The organism is Limnoglobus roseus (assembly GCF_008254045.1).
Taxonomy (GTDB): domain Bacteria; phylum Planctomycetota; class Planctomycetia; order Gemmatales; family Gemmataceae; genus Limnoglobus; species Limnoglobus roseus.
In genome coordinates, this window is record NZ_CP042425.1 from 1,815,014 (window position 1) to 1,833,239 (window position 18,226).

The 18,226-nt window shown below is 65.9% G+C and carries 15 protein-coding genes and 1 tRNA gene; 11 read left to right on the forward strand and 5 right to left on the reverse strand.

Annotated elements, in window-relative coordinates; all coding sequences use genetic code 11:
• Nucleotides 1-45: 45 nt before the first annotated feature.
• Nucleotides 46-2,004 (reverse strand): hybrid sensor histidine kinase/response regulator, encoded by a 1,959-nt coding sequence (locus tag PX52LOC_RS07440; protein ID WP_168218855.1) that lies wholly within the window; start codon nucleotides 2,002-2,004, stop codon nucleotides 46-48.
• A gap of 310 nt (nucleotides 2,005-2,314) precedes the next feature.
• On the opposite strand from PX52LOC_RS07440, the gene PX52LOC_RS07445 reads away from it, so the two are divergent.
• The 3 genes from PX52LOC_RS07445 (at nucleotide 2,315) to PX52LOC_RS07455 (ending at nucleotide 7,159) form a co-directional block, all read left to right on the forward strand.
• The gene (locus PX52LOC_RS07445; protein WP_149109496.1) at nucleotides 2,315-4,819 is read left to right on the forward strand and encodes a DUF1549 domain-containing protein; all 2,505 of its coding nucleotides are present in this window, start codon (nucleotides 2,315-2,317) and stop codon (nucleotides 4,817-4,819) included.
• 10 nt (nucleotides 4,820-4,829) lie between these two features.
• Entirely contained in the window at nucleotides 4,830-5,477 is a 648-nt protein-coding gene (locus PX52LOC_RS07450) for a TIGR02996 domain-containing protein (protein ID WP_149109497.1), read from the forward strand.
• A 254-nt stretch (nucleotides 5,478-5,731) separates the two neighbouring features.
• Nucleotides 5,732-7,159, forward strand: coding sequence for a Gfo/Idh/MocA family protein (locus PX52LOC_RS07455; RefSeq protein ID WP_149109498.1), 1,428 nt, complete (start codon nucleotides 5,732-5,734; stop codon nucleotides 7,157-7,159).
• 78 nt (nucleotides 7,160-7,237) lie between these two features.
• Here PX52LOC_RS07455 and folK read toward each other — a convergent pair whose 3' ends face one another.
• The 3 genes from folK to PX52LOC_RS07470 all read right to left on the reverse strand — a co-directional run bounded on the left by folK (nucleotide 7,238) and on the right by PX52LOC_RS07470 (nucleotide 9,586).
• Complete coding sequence (gene folK, locus PX52LOC_RS07460; protein WP_149109499.1) at nucleotides 7,238-8,524, reverse strand: 2-amino-4-hydroxy-6-hydroxymethyldihydropteridine diphosphokinase; 1,287 nt, start codon at nucleotides 8,522-8,524, stop codon at nucleotides 7,238-7,240.
• An 88-nt stretch (nucleotides 8,525-8,612) separates the two neighbouring features.
• On the reverse strand, nucleotides 8,613-8,843 hold the full coding sequence (locus PX52LOC_RS07465; protein ID WP_149109500.1) for a small basic protein: 231 nt from the start codon (nucleotides 8,841-8,843) through the stop codon (nucleotides 8,613-8,615).
• A gap of 170 nt (nucleotides 8,844-9,013) precedes the next feature.
• Nucleotides 9,014-9,586, reverse strand: coding sequence for an SRPBCC domain-containing protein (locus PX52LOC_RS07470; RefSeq protein WP_149109501.1), 573 nt, complete (start codon nucleotides 9,584-9,586; stop codon nucleotides 9,014-9,016).
• An 83-nt stretch (nucleotides 9,587-9,669) separates the two neighbouring features.
• Between PX52LOC_RS07470 and PX52LOC_RS07475 the strand changes: the two genes are divergently transcribed.
• The 3 genes from PX52LOC_RS07475 to PX52LOC_RS07485 all read left to right on the forward strand — a co-directional run bounded on the left by PX52LOC_RS07475 (nucleotide 9,670) and on the right by PX52LOC_RS07485 (nucleotide 13,642).
• Complete coding sequence (locus PX52LOC_RS07475) at nucleotides 9,670-11,679, forward strand: hypothetical protein (protein ID WP_149109502.1); 2,010 nt, start codon at nucleotides 9,670-9,672, stop codon at nucleotides 11,677-11,679.
• Between the two features lie 45 nt (nucleotides 11,680-11,724).
• Complete coding sequence (locus PX52LOC_RS07480) at nucleotides 11,725-12,612, forward strand: DUF58 domain-containing protein (RefSeq protein ID WP_149109503.1); 888 nt, start codon at nucleotides 11,725-11,727, stop codon at nucleotides 12,610-12,612.
• A gap of 187 nt (nucleotides 12,613-12,799) precedes the next feature.
• Complete coding sequence (locus PX52LOC_RS07485; protein WP_149109504.1) at nucleotides 12,800-13,642, forward strand: hypothetical protein; 843 nt, start codon at nucleotides 12,800-12,802, stop codon at nucleotides 13,640-13,642.
• On the opposite strand, the gene PX52LOC_RS07490 is transcribed toward PX52LOC_RS07485, so the two are convergent.
• Nucleotides 13,609-14,067 (reverse strand): hypothetical protein, encoded by a 459-nt coding sequence (locus PX52LOC_RS07490; RefSeq protein WP_149109505.1) that lies wholly within the window; start codon nucleotides 14,065-14,067, stop codon nucleotides 13,609-13,611. The two genes, PX52LOC_RS07485 and PX52LOC_RS07490, sit on opposite strands and share 34 nt — an antisense overlap.
• 173 nt (nucleotides 14,068-14,240) lie before the next feature.
• Here PX52LOC_RS07490 and PX52LOC_RS07495 point away from each other — a divergent pair, with 173 nt between their 5' ends.
• The 5 genes from PX52LOC_RS07495 (at nucleotide 14,241) to PX52LOC_RS07515 (ending at nucleotide 18,104) form a co-directional block, all read left to right on the forward strand.
• Nucleotides 14,241-15,221 (forward strand): NAD-dependent epimerase/dehydratase family protein, encoded by a 981-nt coding sequence (locus PX52LOC_RS07495; protein WP_149109506.1) that lies wholly within the window; start codon nucleotides 14,241-14,243, stop codon nucleotides 15,219-15,221.
• A gap of 158 nt (nucleotides 15,222-15,379) precedes the next feature.
• Complete coding sequence (locus PX52LOC_RS07500; protein ID WP_246173668.1) at nucleotides 15,380-16,288, forward strand: GGDEF domain-containing protein; 909 nt, start codon at nucleotides 15,380-15,382, stop codon at nucleotides 16,286-16,288.
• A gap of 66 nt (nucleotides 16,289-16,354) precedes the next feature.
• Complete coding sequence (locus tag PX52LOC_RS07505; protein WP_149109507.1) at nucleotides 16,355-17,347, forward strand: zinc-dependent alcohol dehydrogenase family protein; 993 nt, start codon at nucleotides 16,355-16,357, stop codon at nucleotides 17,345-17,347.
• A gap of 67 nt (nucleotides 17,348-17,414) precedes the next feature.
• Nucleotides 17,415-17,487 (forward strand) — tRNA-Lys (locus PX52LOC_RS07510).
• Nucleotides 17,488-17,603: 116 nt separating this feature from the next.
• Entirely contained in the window at nucleotides 17,604-18,104 is a 501-nt protein-coding gene (locus PX52LOC_RS07515; protein ID WP_149109508.1) for a hypothetical protein, read from the forward strand.
• The last annotated feature ends 122 nt before the right edge of the window (nucleotides 18,105-18,226 follow it).

Sequence of the window (18,226 nt, forward strand, 5' to 3'; positions counted from 1 at the left end):
AGGTTCACGGTGCCGGCGGGCGACCGCGACCGCCGCCGCACGGAGTCACTGACCGTCGAGCACCAATCGTATCTTCCGCAGCAGGGTGGTCGGAGTGTAGGGCTTCTGAAGGAAGGCGACGTCGGCCCGCAGGATGCCGTGCCGGATCACTGCGTCGTCGGTGTACCCGCTAAGGTACAACACGTGCATCCGCGGGTACAGCGGTCGTAGCGATTCGGCGAGTTCGCGGCCGCTCATTTCCGGCATGACCACGTCCGTCACCAGGATGTCGATGTCCAGGCCTTGGGACTGGGCGAGGTGCAGGGCCTGCCGCCCGTTGGCCGCCGTGAGGACGGTGTAGCCCCTCTCTTGAAGGGTCTTCAATCCCAACTCCCGCACGGCATCTTCGTCCTCGACAAAGAGGACGATTTCGGTCGCCCGCGGCGGGGTGAGGGTGACGACGCGGGGCAAGGGCGTGGTCGGCGCGTCGATCACCGGGAGGTAAATCTTGAACGTCGTCCCGAGGCCGATCTCGGAGTACGCGCCGATCACCCCGCCGGACTGCTTGACGATGCCGTGGACGACGGACAGGCCCAGCCCGGTCCCCTTGCCCACGCCCTTGGTGGTGTAGAACGGCTCGAACACCCGCTCCCGGACGGCCGACGGCATGCCGACGCCGTTGTCCGACACGGCGACCAGCACGTGCCGGCCGGCCGCGACCTCGACGTGCGTGTTCAGGTACGCGGAGTCCAGGACCACGTTCCGCGTCTCGATCGTCAGCTTGCCGCCCCGCGGCATGGCATCGCGGGCGTTCACCGCCAGGTTCATGAGCACCTGCCCGACCTGCCCGGCGTCCGCCCGCACCCGCCCGATCCGCGGGTCGAGCACGGTCGCCAGTTGAACGTCTTCGCCGATCACCCGGCGGAGGATCCGCTCGGTGTCGTCGATCACCACGTTCAGGTCGAGAACCTGCGGGTCGAGGATCGACTGGCGGCTGAACGTGAGCAGTTGCTGCGTCAGCCCGGCCGCCCGCTCGCCGGCGTCGCGGATGGCCTGGACGGCCGACCGCTTCGGGTCGCCGGCCGGCAGCACCTCCATGAGGTGTTCGCTGTACCCGGAGATGACCGTCAGCAGGTTGTTGAAGTCGTGGGCCACCCCGGCGGCGAGTTGGCCGACGGCCTCCATCTTCTGCGACTGCCGGAGTTGATCCTCCAAGTTGTGTTGCTCGGTCACGTCGAGGCATACACCGGTCCAGTAGGCTACGGCCCCGCCTTGGCGGATGGGGACGGCGTACGTCTGCCAGTGGCGGAACTCTCCGCCGGGCTTTCGGACGCGGAACTGCTGCGTGAACGGCACGCCGGCCGCCAGCAGGCCGAGGACCTCGGCCAGCACCCGTGCCCGGTCGTCGGGGTGAAGGCCGGCCTTCCAACCGTGGCGGGCGATCTCGTCCTCGGACAGGCCGAAGTATTCGTGCCACGGCGGGTCACAAGTTATCGTGTTTCCGTCGAGGTCGCACGTCCAGAGGACCGCCGCCAGGGCGTGAATCACCGCCCCGTCCCGGGCCTTGCTCGCCCGCAACTCTTCATTGGCCGCCGCCAGTTCGTCCCGGCCGACGCGCAATTCGTTCTCCACCCGCTTCCGCTCGTTCAGATTGCGGGTGATCTTGGCGTACCCGGTCAACACCCCGGCCTCGTCACGTAAGGCGGTGATGACCACGTTCGCCCAGAACCGCGAGCCGTCCTTGCGGACCCGCCACCCCTCGTCCTCGTAAGACCCGTCCGCGGCGGCGACCTTCAGCCCCGCCATCGGTCGGCCGAGGGCCTGGTCTTCCGGCGTGTAGAAGGCCGAGAAGTGCCGGCCGATCATTTCGTCGGCCCGGTAGCCCTTGGCCCGTTCCGCCCCGACGTTCCACGTCGTTACGATGCCTGCCGGGTCGAGCAAGAAGATGGCGTAGTCTCGAACCCGTTCGATGAACAGACGAAAGAGTTCATTCTCAGTTCCCGGTTGCCGGCTGGTGAGCGCCATGCGACCTCCAGGTTTGATGATGTGTGTTGTAACGCACCGCGAGATGACGGGAGTCGAACACGCGACCCGATTTCTTAAAATACTCATTCTCGGCCTGCGGTTACCATTTGAAGATAAGAATCTCCATTTGGGGGGAGATAGGTGTCGCTTTTTGCGACAATCCGGCCCGCCGGCTGCCTTGCGCGATCGCAACAATTTACCCTTGCGGCCGTCTCACCAATCCGCGACAATTTCATCACCTGCCGAATGCGGCCGCCCCCAGCCGATCCTCCCGCCGCCGATTCGCCGCCCCGCCGAAGGAACTCTCTCCATGCCTGCCACACTCCGATTTGGCCTCGTGGCCGCCTGCTTCGCGTTTGCCAACGTCGGGTTCGCACAATCACCCGTTGCGCCGGTGAAGTCGATCACGGTCCACCCCGCGAAGGTTGAACTCAAGAACGGTGACGACGCGGCGCAACTCATCGTCACCGCGACGCTCGCCGACGGGCAGTTGTTCGACCTCACGAACGAAGCCAAGTACGCCGTCGCCGCCGGCAAGACCGCCAGCGTGACCACCACCGGCCGCGTGGTGCCGTTGGCGAACGGCACGTCCGAGATCACCGTCACGCACGGCGCGCAGTCGGCAAAGGTTCCCGTGACGGCGGCCCATCTCGGCGAGAACCTGCCGCTGAACTTCACGAACCAGATCGTGCCCATCTTCACGAAGCTCGGGTGCAACAGCGGCGGCTGCCACGGCAAGGCGAGCGGGCAGAACGGCTTCAAGATTTCGCTCCTCGGCTTCGAGCCGGAACTCGACTACCAGACGCTCGTGAAGGAGGGCCGCGGCCGCCGGCTGATGCCGACCGCCCCGGAGAGTTCGCTGTTCCTGCTGAAGGCGACGGGCCAATCGCCGCACGGCGGCGGGCGGAAGATGGACCCGGCCAGCGACGAGTACAAGATCGTCCGCCGATGGATCGCGGCCGGCATGCCGTGGGGCGACGAGAAAGACCCGACGCTGACGAAGATCAGCGTCTACCCGGACCAGCGGGTGATGGCCCGCCAGCGGACGCAGCAGTTCGCGGTGTACGCCCACTACTCCGACGGCAGCGTCGAAGACATCACCCGCCGTGCCCAGTACGAGAGCAACGATGGCGAAGTCGCGGTGGTGGACGGGGCCGGCCTCGTGCGCACGCTGAGTTTGAGCGGACAAGCCGCGATCATGGCCCGCTATCAGGGCATGGTCACGACCTTCCGGGCAGTCGTGCCACTCGGCCAGAAGACGCCGGAGTGGACGTTCCCCGAGAAGACGATCGTGGACAAACTGACCGCGAAGAAGTGGCGAGAACTTGGCCTCGTGCCGGCGGAGCTGGCTAGCGACGAAGTCTTCATCCGCCGGGCAACGCTCGACATCACCGGCACCCTGCCGACGCCGAAGCAGGTGACGGACTTCGCCGCCGACACCGCCGCCGACAAGCGGGACAAGCTGATCGACCGCCTCGTGGAGACGCCGGAGTATGCGTACTTCTTCGCCAACAAGTGGGCCGACGTGCTGCGCGTGAAACGCCGCGGCGAGCGCGAGCGGGCCGAGGGGACGTTCGCGTTCCACGGCTGGATTCGCGAAGCGGTGGCCAGCGACCTGCGGTACGACGAGTTCGCGCGAGCCGTCGTGACGGCTACCGGCGACGAGACGACCAACCCGCCGAGCGTCTGGTTCAAGGAGATCGAGAAGCCGGAGCAGTTCGTGGACGACGTGTCGCAGGTCTTCCTCGGCCAACGGCTGACGTGCGCCCAGTGCCACCACCACCCCTACGAGAAGTGGAGCCAGGACGATTACTGGGGCCTCGCCGCGTTCTACGGTCGAGTCGGGCGGAAGGAAGTGAAGATGCCGAGCAACGACCCGAACCGCAACCAGACCCGCCGGCTGATCGTGTTCACGAAGTCCAGCGGCGGCGTGACGAACAAGCGGACGCAGAAGACCGCCGCCACGAAGCCGCTCGACGGCCAACCGATGGAGGTGGACGCCACCGACGACCCGCGGCAGAAGCTCGCCGACTGGATGACCGACGCGAAAAACCCGTTCTTCGCAAAGACGCTGGCCAACCGCTACTGGGCGCACTTCTTCACCCGCGGCATCGTGGACCCCCTCGACGACATGCGCGTCACCAACCCGCCGTCGAACCCTGAGTTGCTCGATGCGCTCACCAAGAGCGTCATCGACAACAACTTCTCGATGAAGGCACTCGTGAAGACGATCTGCAAGAGTCGGACGTACCAACTGAGCGCGGTGCCGAACGACTTCAACAAGCACGACAAGCAGAACTACGCCCGCTACTACCCGAAGCGGATGAGCGCCGAGGTGCTGCTGGACGCGGTGAACCAGATCACCGACACGCCGCAGCAGTTCAGCGGACTGCCGAAGGACAAGCACGCCCCGACGCGGGCGATCACGCTGCCGGACGAGTCGTACACGAGTTACTTCCTCGAAGTGTTCGGCAAGCCGCAGCGGATCAGCGCCTGCGAGTGCGAGCGCGTGAACGAGGCGAACCTCGCGCAAGCGTTGCACCTACTGAACAGCGACGAGGTGCAGAACAAGATCAGCAACGGCGGCCGCATCCGCGACTTCATCAAGCCCGACGACAAGCGGCCGGACGCGGAGAAGGTGACGGAACTCTTCCTGTGGGCCTTCGGCCGCAAGCCGACCGCCGACGACTTGGCGGCGGCCGTCGGCCACATCGACGCGGCCGTCAAAAAGAGCGGACCGGGGGCGAAGCGGACGGCGTTTGAGAACATCATCTGGGCGTTGATGAACACCAAGGAGTTCGTGTTCGTGCAGTAGGATTGCGTGTATGGAGGGCGAAGCATTCCTGCGCGCGATCAGCGCCGCCCCGAACGACAACACGGTGCGGCTCGTTTACGCGGATTGGCTCGAAGAGCGAGGCGACCCGCGTTCTGAATTCGTTCGAATTCAGGTTCAGGTGCGTGAGACGGCGCGCACAGACGAATCATTTTTTGGCCTTCAGGCTCGTGAACAAGAAGTGCGAAGCCGGTGCCCAGCCCATTGGGTTGCGAGACTCGACCCGCCCGTTTGGTGCGTCGTCGGAAACGTCATTGACGTTCGCACCCCGTTCTTGAGCGAGGAGTCTGTACGAGGCACGCGCCTGTTCCGACCCAATGCGAAAATCTATCTCGCGACCCGGAGTCACTGGTACGCGGTTCTGGACCCGGAACGGTATTCGTCTGAGAGTGTTCAAGTTCTCGGCCAACACCGAAAGTCTCGTCAGTGGCTGCTCTGTTGGGTTGGGATTCGATTGACGATCAATTGGCGGCTAAAACTCATTCACGATCCGATCGTCGTGGTCCGTCTACGCGAAGCCGGGTGGCCCGGATTCTGGATTCGCGAGAATGAGTTTCAGTGCCCGTCGGATCGTGGAGAAATGGAATCCATCCGCGGGTTCTTTGAGCTTGCTTGGAGCGTCGTCGACAGACCCACTTGACTCGGACCGATGAACGTTCCGCCGCCCCTCCGGGGCGGTTGGTGCGGCAATCTCGTCCACGAGTTGCGCTGCGCTCCATCCGTGGCTACACTCCGCGGCCCCATCCGGGGCCGAAAGCCGGGTTCCGCGAGAGTACTCGGATTCTCTGCGATACACCGCCCGCCGCAACCGAAATCGTCCCGCGTTTTGCGTGCATCTCATCACCGCTTCGGCTATCATTCCTCTTCCCGCCCTCATCTTCCGGAGGCCCTCTCATGGCTCGTCGTCTGCACCGTCGGCAGTTGCTCCAACTCGGCACGGCCGGCACACTCGGCTACCTGTTCACCGGCCCCGCGTTCTCCGTGCCGAGGGCGTTCGGGGCCAACGACAAGGTCCGCATCGCCGGCATTGGCGTCGGCGGGAAAGGGTCCAGCGACATCGACCAGGCGTCGCAATTCATGGAAGTCGTCGCCCTCTGCGACATCGACGACAACCGCTGCGGCGACAAGGGCAAGAAGTTCCCGCAGGCGAAGAAGTTCTTCGACTACCGTCGGCTATTCGATGAAATGGCGAAAGAGTTCGACGCCTGCACCGTCAGCACGGCCGACCATTCGCACGCGCTGGCGTCGGTGATGGCGATGCGGGCCGGCAAGCACGTCTACACGCAGAAGCCGTTGACCCACACGCCGTTCGAGGCGCGGGTGATGCGCGAGACGGCGGCGAAGCAGAAGGTCTGCACCCAGATGGGCAACCAGGGGTCGGCCCTCAACGGCCTGCGGCGGGCGGTCGAGTTGATTCACTCCGGCGTTCTCGGCCAAGTGACGGAAGCCCACGTCTGGACGAACCGGCCGGCCCACTACTGGAAGCAGTCGCCGGACATCGTCGCCCGGCCGAAGGAGGCGACGGCGGTGCCGAGTTACGTCCACTGGGACGAGTGGATCGGCCCGGCCCCGATGCGGCCCTACGCCCTCAGCGAGATTCAGAAGGGGCGGCCGGTGTACCATCCGCACGACTGGCGCGGCTGGTGGGACTTCGGCACCGGGGCGATGGGCGACATGGCCTGCCACACCGCGAACATGGCCTTCCGTGCGCTCAACCTGAAGACCCCGACGACGGTGTGGGCCGAGAGTGCGGTGCTGAATTCCGAGACGTACCCGGCGTGGGCGCACATGGTGTTCAGCTTTTCGTCCCGCGGCCACCAGGGGCCGTGTACGCTGCACTGGTACGAGGGCAGCAAGGACGGCAAGAAGGTGCTGCCGCCGCAGGAGTTGTTCGAGAAGGTGCTGAAGCCGGGCGAGAAGATCGTGGACAGCGGCTCGATGCTCGTCGGCGAGAAGGGCATCCTGTTCAGCCCGAGCGACTACGCGGCCGAGTTCCGCCTGACGCCGGAGAAGGACTTCGCGGGGATTCAGTTGAAACACCCCGAGAAGCACGCGATGGGCACCGACAAGGACAATGACCTGTTCCAGAAGCAGGAGTGGTTCGAGGCGATCAAGGCCGGCAAGCCGGAACTGGCGGCGTCGAACTTCGACTTCGCGGGACAACTGACCGAGACGATGCTGCTGGGCAACATCGCCGTGCGGGCCGGCCACGGCGAGAAGTTGCAGTGGAACGCGGAGAAGATGGAGTTCACGAACTCGCCGGCCGCGACGAAGTTCGTGACGAAGGAGTACCGCAAGGGCTGGGACTGGCTGAAGGGATAAGCATTTTGGAACCCAGAGCGGAAGCGACGGGGTGGGAGGACGTCCTCCCACCCCGTCGCTTCCGCTCTGGGTTCCAATTTATCGCACCGCGCCGCCGTTGATGCGGACGGTCTGGCCGGTCATAAAGTTCGCCCCCGGCGAGGCCAGCCAGACGGCGGCGGCGGCGAGGTCGTCGGGCAAGCCCCAGACGCCAAGCGGTGTCTCGCGGCGGACGCGGTCGTGCCACGCGGCCGATGCCGTTTCGCCCCAGGCGGTGCGAATCCAGCCCGGGGCCAGGCAGTTCACCCGCACTTGCGGCGCGAGGCTGAGGGCGAGACTGCGCGTGAAGGACATCACCGCACCTTTCACCGCCGCGAAGAGTTGGCCGCTGTCGCCTTCCATGCCCGTCTCGGCCTGGTCCCAGCCCATCGTCAAAATCGTGCCGCGTCCGGCCGCCTTCATCTTGTCGCCGATGGCGCGGGCCAGCCGCATTGTCGCTTTCAGGTCCACGGCCAACAGCGTTTCCAGCTTCTCGTCGAAGGACAGCTTCGCCAACTCGCCAGTCAGCGTGTCGGCCCCGGCGTTGCAGATCAGCACGCCGAGGCCGTCGCCGAGCGTGTCCCAGGCTTCCTTCGCCAACCGATCGACTTCCGCCGGTTGGCGAAGGTCGGCCATCACTGCCCGGCAGTCTTGGCCGTAAGCGCGGAGCTGGTTGGCGACGGTGGCGGCGGCTTCGTGCGAGCGGTAGCCGTGGATGAGCACGTCGGCCCCGCGCTCGGCGAAGGCGGTCGCCATCGCCCGGCCGATGCCGCTGGTGGAACCCGTCACGAGAACCCGCACGCCGGCAAACAGGTGGCGGTTCGAGTCCTCCGTGAACGACGGCATCTTCACCGCGTCGCGCTCGTCGGCTGGGCGGTCGGCGAGCAGGTCGGCGACGGTCTGCCGGAGGACCGGGTGGACGATGTTCGGGGCGATGTCGGCCAGCGGCTTCAGCACGAAGGAGCGTTCGTGCATCCGCGGGTGCGGCAGGGTCAGTTCCGGCGAGTCCCAGATTTGGTCGCCGTAACAGAGCAGGTCGAGGTCGAGCGTCCGCGGGGCGTACAGGCCCATCGCTCGTGCCGTGGCCGGGCGGCGACGGCCGAGTTGGTGTTCGATTTCCAGGAAAATGCGGAGGACCGCCTGCGGCGGCAGGTCGGTGTCGAGCAGTGCGGCGGCGTTCAGGTAGTTCTGCGAATCGGCCGAGGCGTCCACGGGCGGCGTGTCGTAGTACGGCGACACCGCCACCACGCGGATGTGCGGCTCGACCCGCAGCCGGCGGAGGGCCGCGTCGAGGTACCCGCGGCGGTCGCCGACGTTGCTGCCGAGTGCGATCGGAATCTGTGGCATGGACCCGCCCCGAGTGTGACCGGAAAACAAAGAACCGCGACGGCCGGGCCGTCACGGTTGAGTTGTGCGGTTGAACCCGGCCGGGTGGCTACTTCTTGGCCGGAGCGGCGGCGGCCGCGGCGTCACCCTCGGCGGCTTCCTTCTTCGGCTTCTTCTTGAGGGCCACCTTGACCACGCGGGTCTTTGGCAGGGCGTACGGGCTTTGGCCGTCCTGCCACTTGCCGTCTTCCATCATCTTGGCGATGCGCTCGGTCCGCTTCATGACGCAGCGGATGCGGCCCATGCCGCCCTTCCGCTTGAGGCTCTTGTCGATTGACATCGGATCAACCCGGTACGAGATTTCGGAGGTCCAGGGTCAGGCCGAAACCTGACGGAACAGGAAGGATAGCGGAACAACCGGAGACGGCAAGGGGTGGAAGAACGGGTTAAACGGCATCGAACTCTTATTCCCTCTCCCCCGACTTTGAGGGGAGAGGGAGATCAATCGGGTCACATCCGCGGGCGCGACGGGGGCACGCGGCCGCTGCCGTTGGGGGCCATGTCGAAGTGGACACTCAGCCGGCCGGAGTCGTGGGCGGCGTTCGGCCCCGACCACATCGCCGCTTCCACGTAACTTTTGAAGTGCATGCCGATGAGCCGCTGCCACCCGCTGCCGAGGCTCGTCGCGGCCTGGCTGGCACTGATGCAAATGCCGGAATCGGAAACCTTGATCATCGTCTCCATGCCGTGGTCTTCGAGGTCGAACGTCACGAACGACCGGCCCGGCCCCGTCCAGTCGGGGTACATTTCGCACGCCCAGGTCATGCGGTAGCCGGGCGACCAAACGACGACCGTGCCCCAGAGGACGCCGCCGCCGCCGTGCCACGCCTCGTACACGCGGCCGCCGAGCTGTCCCTCAATGACGAACCCTTCGGGGTTCTCCGCCGAGAAAAAGTCCTTCGGCCACCAGTTGGTCGTTTCCTGAACGAGCGCGGCCCAGACCCGCTCGCGCGGGGCACGAATCGAAACCTCGAAGCCCACTTGGTAGCTCTGGGCCGGTTTCATCATGCGAGGGTTCAACATGGAGAGCGTCTCGGCGTTATCAACTTTGCGGGGTGCGCGGTACACTACTGTAACCTTAGCCTACTAAACCGTGAGTGGGAACAATGCCGATCCGGCTAACCATCGCGATTTTCCTGATTACTCTCGTCGCCGATTCGGGCCGGGGCCAAACTCCGAAGCCGCCGCTCGACCCGGAACCGAACGCCTTCTACCGCTGGCAGGTCGGCCTGCGTTGCGCAGAACACCCAATCCTCTCAGACGCCGTGCGGAAGCAACTCGCCCGCGAACTCCGGGCGGCCCTTCACGCGGCCATCACCCCGGCCGGCGACGTGGAGGTAATCGACTTCACGAAGGGGGCCGACGGCAAAATTCCGTTGCTGAAGGCCTTCGAGGAAAAGGGTTGGGCCGCGCTCGACCCCGACCCGGCCCGCGAACTGACGGGCACAAAGACGCACATCCTCACTGTGGACTACCGCGACGGCGTCTTTCACCTCGCCGCCCGGCAACTCGACGGCTTCACCGGTATCGCCTCGCCGCTGCTCCGCAAGCAGACCACCCGCGCCACTGACATGCTCGGCCGCATCGCGGCGCTCCTGATCGAGCCAGACTTCGGACCCGTCGGCACGGCCACGCCGGTCGTCGGCGACAACGATCACGTGAAGGTGACGTTCCGCGGAGCCGCAATCTCACCGCCGGCCAAGTGGGTGAAGCCGGGCGACGTGCTGATGGTATCGGCCGTGCGGGACGTGCTGAAGCCGACCGACCCGAAGAACCCGCTGCCCCGCGACTTCCGCGGCCAACTGCCGACGCTGCGGACCGGCGTGCCCTACGGCTTCACGCTGCTGAAAGTCGAGGACCGCGTGGACGACACGGGCACGTGCAAGTGCGTGGTCCTCACGCGGTTCAAAGACCCGTTCGGCCGCGACACGCTCGGCCGCACCGCCCGCGGCCGGACCGGGCTGCGGGTCATGAAACTGGCGACGGTGGAGACCAAGATTCGCCTACGGCTCGTCGGGCCGGACGGCACGCCGCACGTCCGCGGCTCGCTCATCACCGTGGCCGGGACCGACCTCGACTTCGCGGCGCAGCCGGGGCCGGACGACGTGCTGAAGTACGAGGCCGGCGTCTACCGCTCCGGCCGGTCGTTCACGAACGTCGCCTGCGTGCAAGTGGGCGTCGAGGGCGGTCGCGTCGAACTCTTCCCCATCCCGGTGCTGGGCGACGACACAGTCCTGCTGCGGTTCGACGTGAAGCCCGAGGACGAGGAACGGGCTTTGTTCGCCCGCGATTGCAACGACTATCTCACGAAGGTTGCCACCCTGGCGTCGTCGCAACGGGCGCTCTTCGACAAGGTGAACAAGCTGCTCGACCAGAGCAAGAATCGGGACGCCCTCGCCGAAGCCGAGGCCGGCCAACAGCGCACGACCGAAGGCCAGAAGGCGCTGGCCGAGGAGTTGAAGCAGTTGCGCGAGAAGCCGCAAGCCGCCGAGGAGGCGTTGAAGAAGATGCTCGACGGCAGCGAGAAGCAGTTGGCGGCCGTGACCAAGGGCCGGGCGGACCTCGACAACACCATGACGCTGCTCCGCGACGTGGCGAAGAAGTCGGCCGACCCGGCGAAACTCGAAGTCGAGTTCCGCGCGAAGGAGTTGGCCGAGCGCATCAAGGAACTGACCGCCCGCGGCGACATCCCCGAGGCGCTGGAGTCGTACGACAAACTCATCAACCTCCTGCCCGGCCAGCAGGACTTGAAGGACGCCCGCGAGAAGTTGCTGGCCGAGTGGCGGCCGAAGGACGAGGACCACCGCAAGGCCCGCGACGTGATGAAGAAGTGGGCGACGCTCAAGACGTTCGACGACTACAAGGAGACGGTCTTCGAACTGAAGCGGGCCGCCGAGTTGATGGCCCGCAAGGCCGACAAGCTCGGCCTGCGAAAACTGTTGAATACCTTCGACCCCGCCATCGCGGCCCTCGGCAAAATGGTGACCGACGCCGACACCACAACCGAGGACGGGGCGAAGACGGTGAAAGAGGCTCAGTCCCTCGTCGACCTGATCCGCGAGATCGAGGAGCAGGCCCGCAGAGATCTGAAGAAGTTGGTGGACGAGAAGAAGTAGCCGGTAGTGGTCGGCAGTGATCTGCGCACCTTGTAAACCACTTTCATGCTCCCCGCCGACGTGATGCGGCAGATCCGCCGCCTGCAACTGCGTGCCCGCCGGGCCGTCACGACCATGCTCGGCGGCGAGTACCACTCCGCGTTCAAGGGGGCCGGCCTGTCGTTCGATGAGGTCCGCGAGTACCAACCCGGCGACGACGTCCGCGGCATCGACTGGAACGTGACCGCCCGCATGGGCACGCCGTTCCTTAAGCGGTACGTCGAGGAACGCGAGCTGACGATCATATTGGCCGTGGACGTGTCCGCGTCGCAGCGGTTCGGGACCGGCGTGCAGCCGAAGCGGGCCGTCGCCGCCGAGATCGCCGCCCTCATCGCTTTCTGTGCCGTCAGCAACAACGATCGCGTCGGTCTGCTCGCCCTGACCGACCGAGTCGAACAGTACGTGCCGCCGAACAAGGGCACCCGGCACGTCCTCCGGCTGCTCCGCGACGTGCTGTTCTTCGAGCCGAAGCACAAGGGCACGAGCCTTGCCGCGGGCCTCGACTATCTGAACAAGGCCCAGCGGCGGCGGGCGATCGTGTTCTTCCTCTCAGACTTCTTGACGACCGAGGACTACGCGGCCGCGTTCCGGCGGGCGGCCCGCAAGCACGACCTCGTGGCCGTCCGCACCGGCGACCCGCGTGAGCAGTCGTGGCCGGCAATGGGCCTCGTGCAACTGGAAGACGCCGAGACGGGCGAGCAACTGCTGATCGACACCGGCAGTCGGCGGTTCCGCGAAGAGTTTGCCGCGCGAGCGGCCGAACGGCAGGCGGCGTTCGTGAAACTGACGCGGTCGTCGCAGGTGGACTTGATCGACGTGAGCACCGACGGCAAGCACTTCGACTCGCTCGTGAACTTCTTCCGCCTCCGCGAACGCCGCCGGAGGGGGCGATGAACCGCATTAAAGGCCGCCGGCCGAACTCTGGTCCCCTCTCCCCCGGCTTTGAGGGGGAGAGGGTTAGGGTGAGGGGGCGAACCACCCTGACGTCAATAATCGTCTCCCCAGGCGGGAAGGTCTTCCCCCTCACCCCGGCCCTCTCCCCCTCAAAGCCGGGGGAGAGGGGGAAATTCGGGCGGTCGCCATGAACCCCACGGCCGCCGTGACTCTCGACCGCGACTCGCTGGGGTTGGCCGACACGCTGACGGCCACCCTGCGCGTCGAGGGGCAAGCCCCACTCGTCGTCACGTTGTCGAAGGAGATCTTGCAATCGGAGTCGGCCGCCGTTTGGGGCGTGAAACCCCTCGGGGCGGCGGTCGTCTCGCCACTCGCAGACGGCCGGTCGGCGTGGACGCTAAAACTGCGGCTAGACCCGTTCGTGCCGGGCGAGGCGGTGCCTCTCGCGTTCGCGCCGCTGACCGTGAAGGCCGGAACGAACCCCGAGACGAGTGTGGACGTGCCGGCGAAGTCGGTGAAGGTTCAGACGGCCATCCGCGACCCGAAGGCGTCGGACGCCCGCGGTCCTACCGGCTACTTGGACCCGCCACCCGGCTCACCGCCGCCGTCGGGCGTGCCACCGTACCTCGCGTTCCTCGTCGGTTCCGTCGTCATTCTGATCGCCGCGGTGGTCGTGCGGCTGCGACGGCGGCCGGCGGCCGTTACCCCGCCCACGCCGGCCGTGCGATTGGAGACGTTGGCCGGGCGGTGGGCGGCAAATGCCGTCGGCGGACGAGAGTTTGCGGAGGAGTTAGCCGCGATCGTGCGAACGCATCTGGAATCGCGCTTCGCCGTCCCCGCGACGCGGCGGGCCACCGGCGAACTCGGCGACGCGGCCCCACTCGACCGCTTCAAGGGCGTGCTGGACTGGTGCGACGGTGTGAAGTTCGGCGGCCGCGAACCGGCGGCCGAAGAGTGCGGGGACGTGATGAACCGAACGCGCGAACTTCTGGCGATTCAGGCCGGGACTTCGTCGTCCTCGTTCTCGTAGGTCCGCTTCCGGCGACGGCTCGCACTCAGATCCTTCTGCTTCTGGTCGAAGACGTAGTCGCGGACGCCGATCGGGGCTTCGTGCGGTTTGACTTCCACCTGCTCCCGTCGGACCGAGACGGCCGCGATGCCGGCGGCCAACACTACGGCCGTGCCGGAGAGGGCCGGGTCGATCCACCACCACTTCTTCTGAATCTTCTTCGTGTCGACCTGCGGCTGCTTGGACACTAGCGCGTTAATCGCTTCGGCCGCCCCCGCGGACGTGCCGACGAAGAAGCACATCGGCAACTGGAAGAAGAGCATCACGCCCATGTAGAAGTTCGACGGCGTGCGGATTTCGTAGCCGGCGTAGTGCAGCCGCTTCGCGAACATCCACCACAGGCCGACGCCGGCGAGTACGACCTGAAATCCCAGGAGACAGACCATCGGCGGAGTTCCGTACAGAAGGGCGGTTCAGCCGGAACCGTAGTTCACAAAAACGAGGATGACAAACAGGCCCGCGGAACGCCGGCGGGCGGTGGCAGACTTCCCGTAGACAATCCCCCGGCCCAGCCGTTACCCTGTGACTTTCCCCATTTGCCATTCTCCCGGAGTTGTTCATGGACGAACTCAGCGTGGTCACCGGCGGAGCCGGGTTCATCGGCTCGCACCTCGTGGACGACCTCGTGCGCCGGGGCAAGCCGGTGCGGGTGTTCGACGACTTCAGCACCGGGTTGGTCGACAACCTCGTCCACCACGGCCGGCGAATCGAAATCGTCGAGGGCAGCCTCACCGATCCGGCGGCTGTGGCGAAGGCGATGCACGGCGTCGGCGTGGTCTATCACCTCGGTGCGCTGGCGTCGGTCGCCCGCAGCGTCGAGTCGCCGCTGGTCAGCCACGCGGCTTGCGCGACCGGCACACTGAACCTCCTCGACGCGGCCCGCAAGGTCGGCGTGCGGCGGGTGGTCTACGCGGCCAGTTCCAGCGCCTACGGCGGGGCCAGCGGCGAGGGCGGCCAGACCGAAAATCTCCTGCCTGTGGCCAAATCCCCCTACGCGGCGGCGAAGCTAGCCGGCGAGTTCTACATGCAGGCGTTCGCCGCCACCTACGGCATCGAGACGGTCCGCGTGCGGTTCTTCAACATCTTCGGCCCCCGGCAGCGGAGCGACAGCCCGTACAGCGGCGTCATCGCGCTCTTTACGGCGATGATGGCCCGCGGCGAGGCTCCGGCCGTCCACGGCGACGGCTTGCAGTCCCGCGACTTCACCTACGTCGGCAACGCCGTCCAGGCACTCGTAAAGGCGGCCGAAGCCGCAGAAGTGTCCGGCAACGTCTACAACGTCGGCACCGGCCGCACCGTGACCGTCCTGGACCTGATCGCCGGACTGAATGCCATCCTCGGCAAGAATTTGCAGCCGAAATTCGGCCCCGTGCGGGCTGGCGACGTGAAGTTCTCGCGGGCCGACATCCGCCGCACGAAGCGAGACCTGGGCTACGAACCGAGCGAGACGTTCGAAGAAGGGCTGCTGAAGACGGTGAAGTGGTATCTCGACGCCGCCCCCAACGAACGCCGAACCCGCTTCCAGCGGGAAGCCCAGTAGTTTCAATCTCAGAAATTTTCCGCCCGGCTGAATTCTCTTCAGCTATCGGCGGTAGATTTCAGATCGGTCCTAGAATCGGGGCCGGAATTCGAGATGAGAAAGTTGCGACCGGCCGACCGCGTGCTATCGATTAGACGGGACACTCCGGCGCAACAACTATGCAACGACCCATGATCGAACGGGCTTTAGACACTCTCGTCACCACCCGCAGCGAGCTGTTGCAGTCGGGGGGGAGCGACGCCTGTCTGGTGCACATCTACCCGACCGGTCCGGCGATGGGCAAACGGTTCCCGCTGGGAATCTCCTCGCTGTACCTTGGTCGGGGCGAAGACAACGACATCCGCATCCAGGACAGTTCCGTTTCCCGCAAGCACGCCGTCGTCCACCCGGTGAGTGACGGGTTTCAGGTCGAAGACCTCGGCAGCACCAACGGCACGTTCATCAACGACCTGCCCGTCGATCGGCCGACGACCCTCCGCGACCGCTCGTACCTGCGGGTCGGGAACTGCATTTACAAGTTCCTGACCGGCGGCAACATCGAGGCCGACTACCACGAAGAGATTTACCGGCTGACGATCACCGACGGCCTGACGGAGATCAACAACCACCGCTTCCTGATCGACTACCTCGACCGCGAACTCGCCCGGTCGATCCGGCACGAACGGCCGCTCGCGGTGGTGATGTTCGACCTCGACAAGTTCAAGTCGGTGAACGACACCCACGGCCACCTGTGCGGCGACTACGTGCTGCGCGAACTGAGCCAGCGGATCAAGAAGTTCGTCCGCCGCGAGGACCTGTTCGCCCGGTACGGCGGGGAAGAGTTCGCCGTCGTCCTGGTGGAAACGGGGATGCCGATGGCGATCGAGGCGGCCGAGCGCATCCGCCGGACGGTGTACGAAACGCCGTTCCGGTTCGACGGGGCCGTCCTGAACCTGACCGTCAGCCTCGGGGTGGCCAGCACCGCGGGCGGTGAGCACGGGCTAACGCCGCTGGAATTGCTGCGGCGGGCCGACGCACTTCTCTACCGAGCGAAGCAGGCGGGCCGAAACCGCGCCGTCAGCAGTTGACGAGTTCGCCACAACTCCAACAATACGCCAATCGCACTCGGTACCCCTGGCGGATTGAACCCCCTCATGCGCGCGGCCCTCTTCGACCAGCCCGGCGACCCTGCCGAAGTTCTGCACGTTCGCGACATCGAGAAGCCCGTCCCCCGGCGGGGTGAGGTGCTGGTGCGGATGATCGCCAGCCCGGTGAACCCGTCGGACCTCATGTTCATCCGCGGCGTCTACGGCCTGAAGCCGAAACTCCCCGCGACCCCCGGCTTCGAGGGCGTTGGCGTCGTCGAAGGCACTGGCGGCGGCCTGCTCGGATTCTTGCGCAAGGGGAAGCGCGTCGCCGTGCTGAACGACGGCCGCGGCAACTGGGGCGAGTACACGGTCACGACCGCCCGGCAGGTGATCCCGGTGTCCGCCGACATACCGGACGCCCAAGCCGCGACGTTCTTCGTGAACCCGATGACGGCCGTCGCTCTGACGCAAGATGTGCTCGCGATCCCGCCCGGTTCGTGGCTGCTGCAAACCGCGGCGGCCGGGGCGTTGGGGAAGATGATCGTCCGCCTCGGCCGCAAGTTCGGCTTCCGCACGATCAACATCGTCCGCCGCCCGGAGCAAGTCGACGAACTGAAAGCCCTCGGGGCCGACGCGGTGTTCACCACGAACGACGATTTGGCCGAGCGAGTGAAGGCCGCGACGGGTGGCGTAGGCGTGCCGTTCATCGTCGACCCGGTCGGCGGCGAGTTGGCCAGCCGCGTCCTGTCGTGCCTGGCCCCCGGCGGGCGGATGGTCCTCTACGGCTCACTGGCAGACAAACCGTTGCGCATCGACTCGCGGTCGCTCCTGAGCGGCGGCCAGCGAATCGAGGGCTTCTGGCTGGGCCACTGGGTGAAGCAGCAGCGGGTGTTGCGAATGCTGAAGTTGATCCGCCAGGTCCGTTCGCTGATGCGCGAGGGCGTGCTGACGACGGAATCAGTGGAGGAGTTCCCGCTCGACCGCGTGCGGGAGGCCGTCGCCCGGGCCGCAACACCGGGCAAGGGGGGCAAAGTTCTGTTGCGCCTGTCAGGCCCGTGACGGTAAAAAATCACCCGCCGCGCGAACTCTTGGCAGGGGGCCGCGTGTCACTAAGTTAGATGGTGTCGGAGCCGTAGCTCAGATGGTAGAGCAGCAGACTTTTAATCTGCGGGTCGTGGGTTCGATCCCCACCGGCTTCACTTGAAAACAAGGCACTTCGCGACGAACACCGCACTCAGCCCACACTTCATTGCAGCACGGTTGCAGCGGTCGGGATCAATCTCGCCGCACCAAACCTTCTAAGAGGACTCGCACCTTGAAAGACTTGGCCGCGGCCAAAGCCAAATTTCTATCCCGCGTCGAGAAGATGGAAGCCGGGGAGTCGGCCCGATTCGTCGCCCTGCTCGACGCCCTCATCGCGTGGAGCGAGAAGAACGGCCTCACCTACATGCCCACTACCGGCCAGAGCGACGCGCTGAAGTTCAGTCTGCCCGGCTCGAAGTTGGCTTTCTGGACGGCCACGCCGCGGAAGACCGACGGCGGAAAACTGACGATTCTTGCCGACACCAAATTCCCCGATCCTCTGCGGGCCATAGTTCGTGACGAGTTGATTCAGATCGAAGGCCGCCCGCCGGCCCGCCCGTCGTGGGAACCGGCCCCGCCTGAGAAGCCGCCCGAGATCGCGTTCATCAAACTCATCTGGGGGCCGCACCGCGACCGCGTGATCGACTTGATGGGGCGGCTGCTCGTGGCGCTGAAGAATCCCGAGTCCTCGCCGCAGGCGCCAACACCAGCACCACCGCCGGTTGAGCCGTAGGCCGGCCGCAAAGAGGTGCCGTCGCCCCCGACTGTTTCCGCAACAAGCATCTGCGGTCGGGGGCGCGATTCACAGACAGGGCCTGTTCTCCCTCCTGTGAAGCCAGCGAACAATTCTACCCC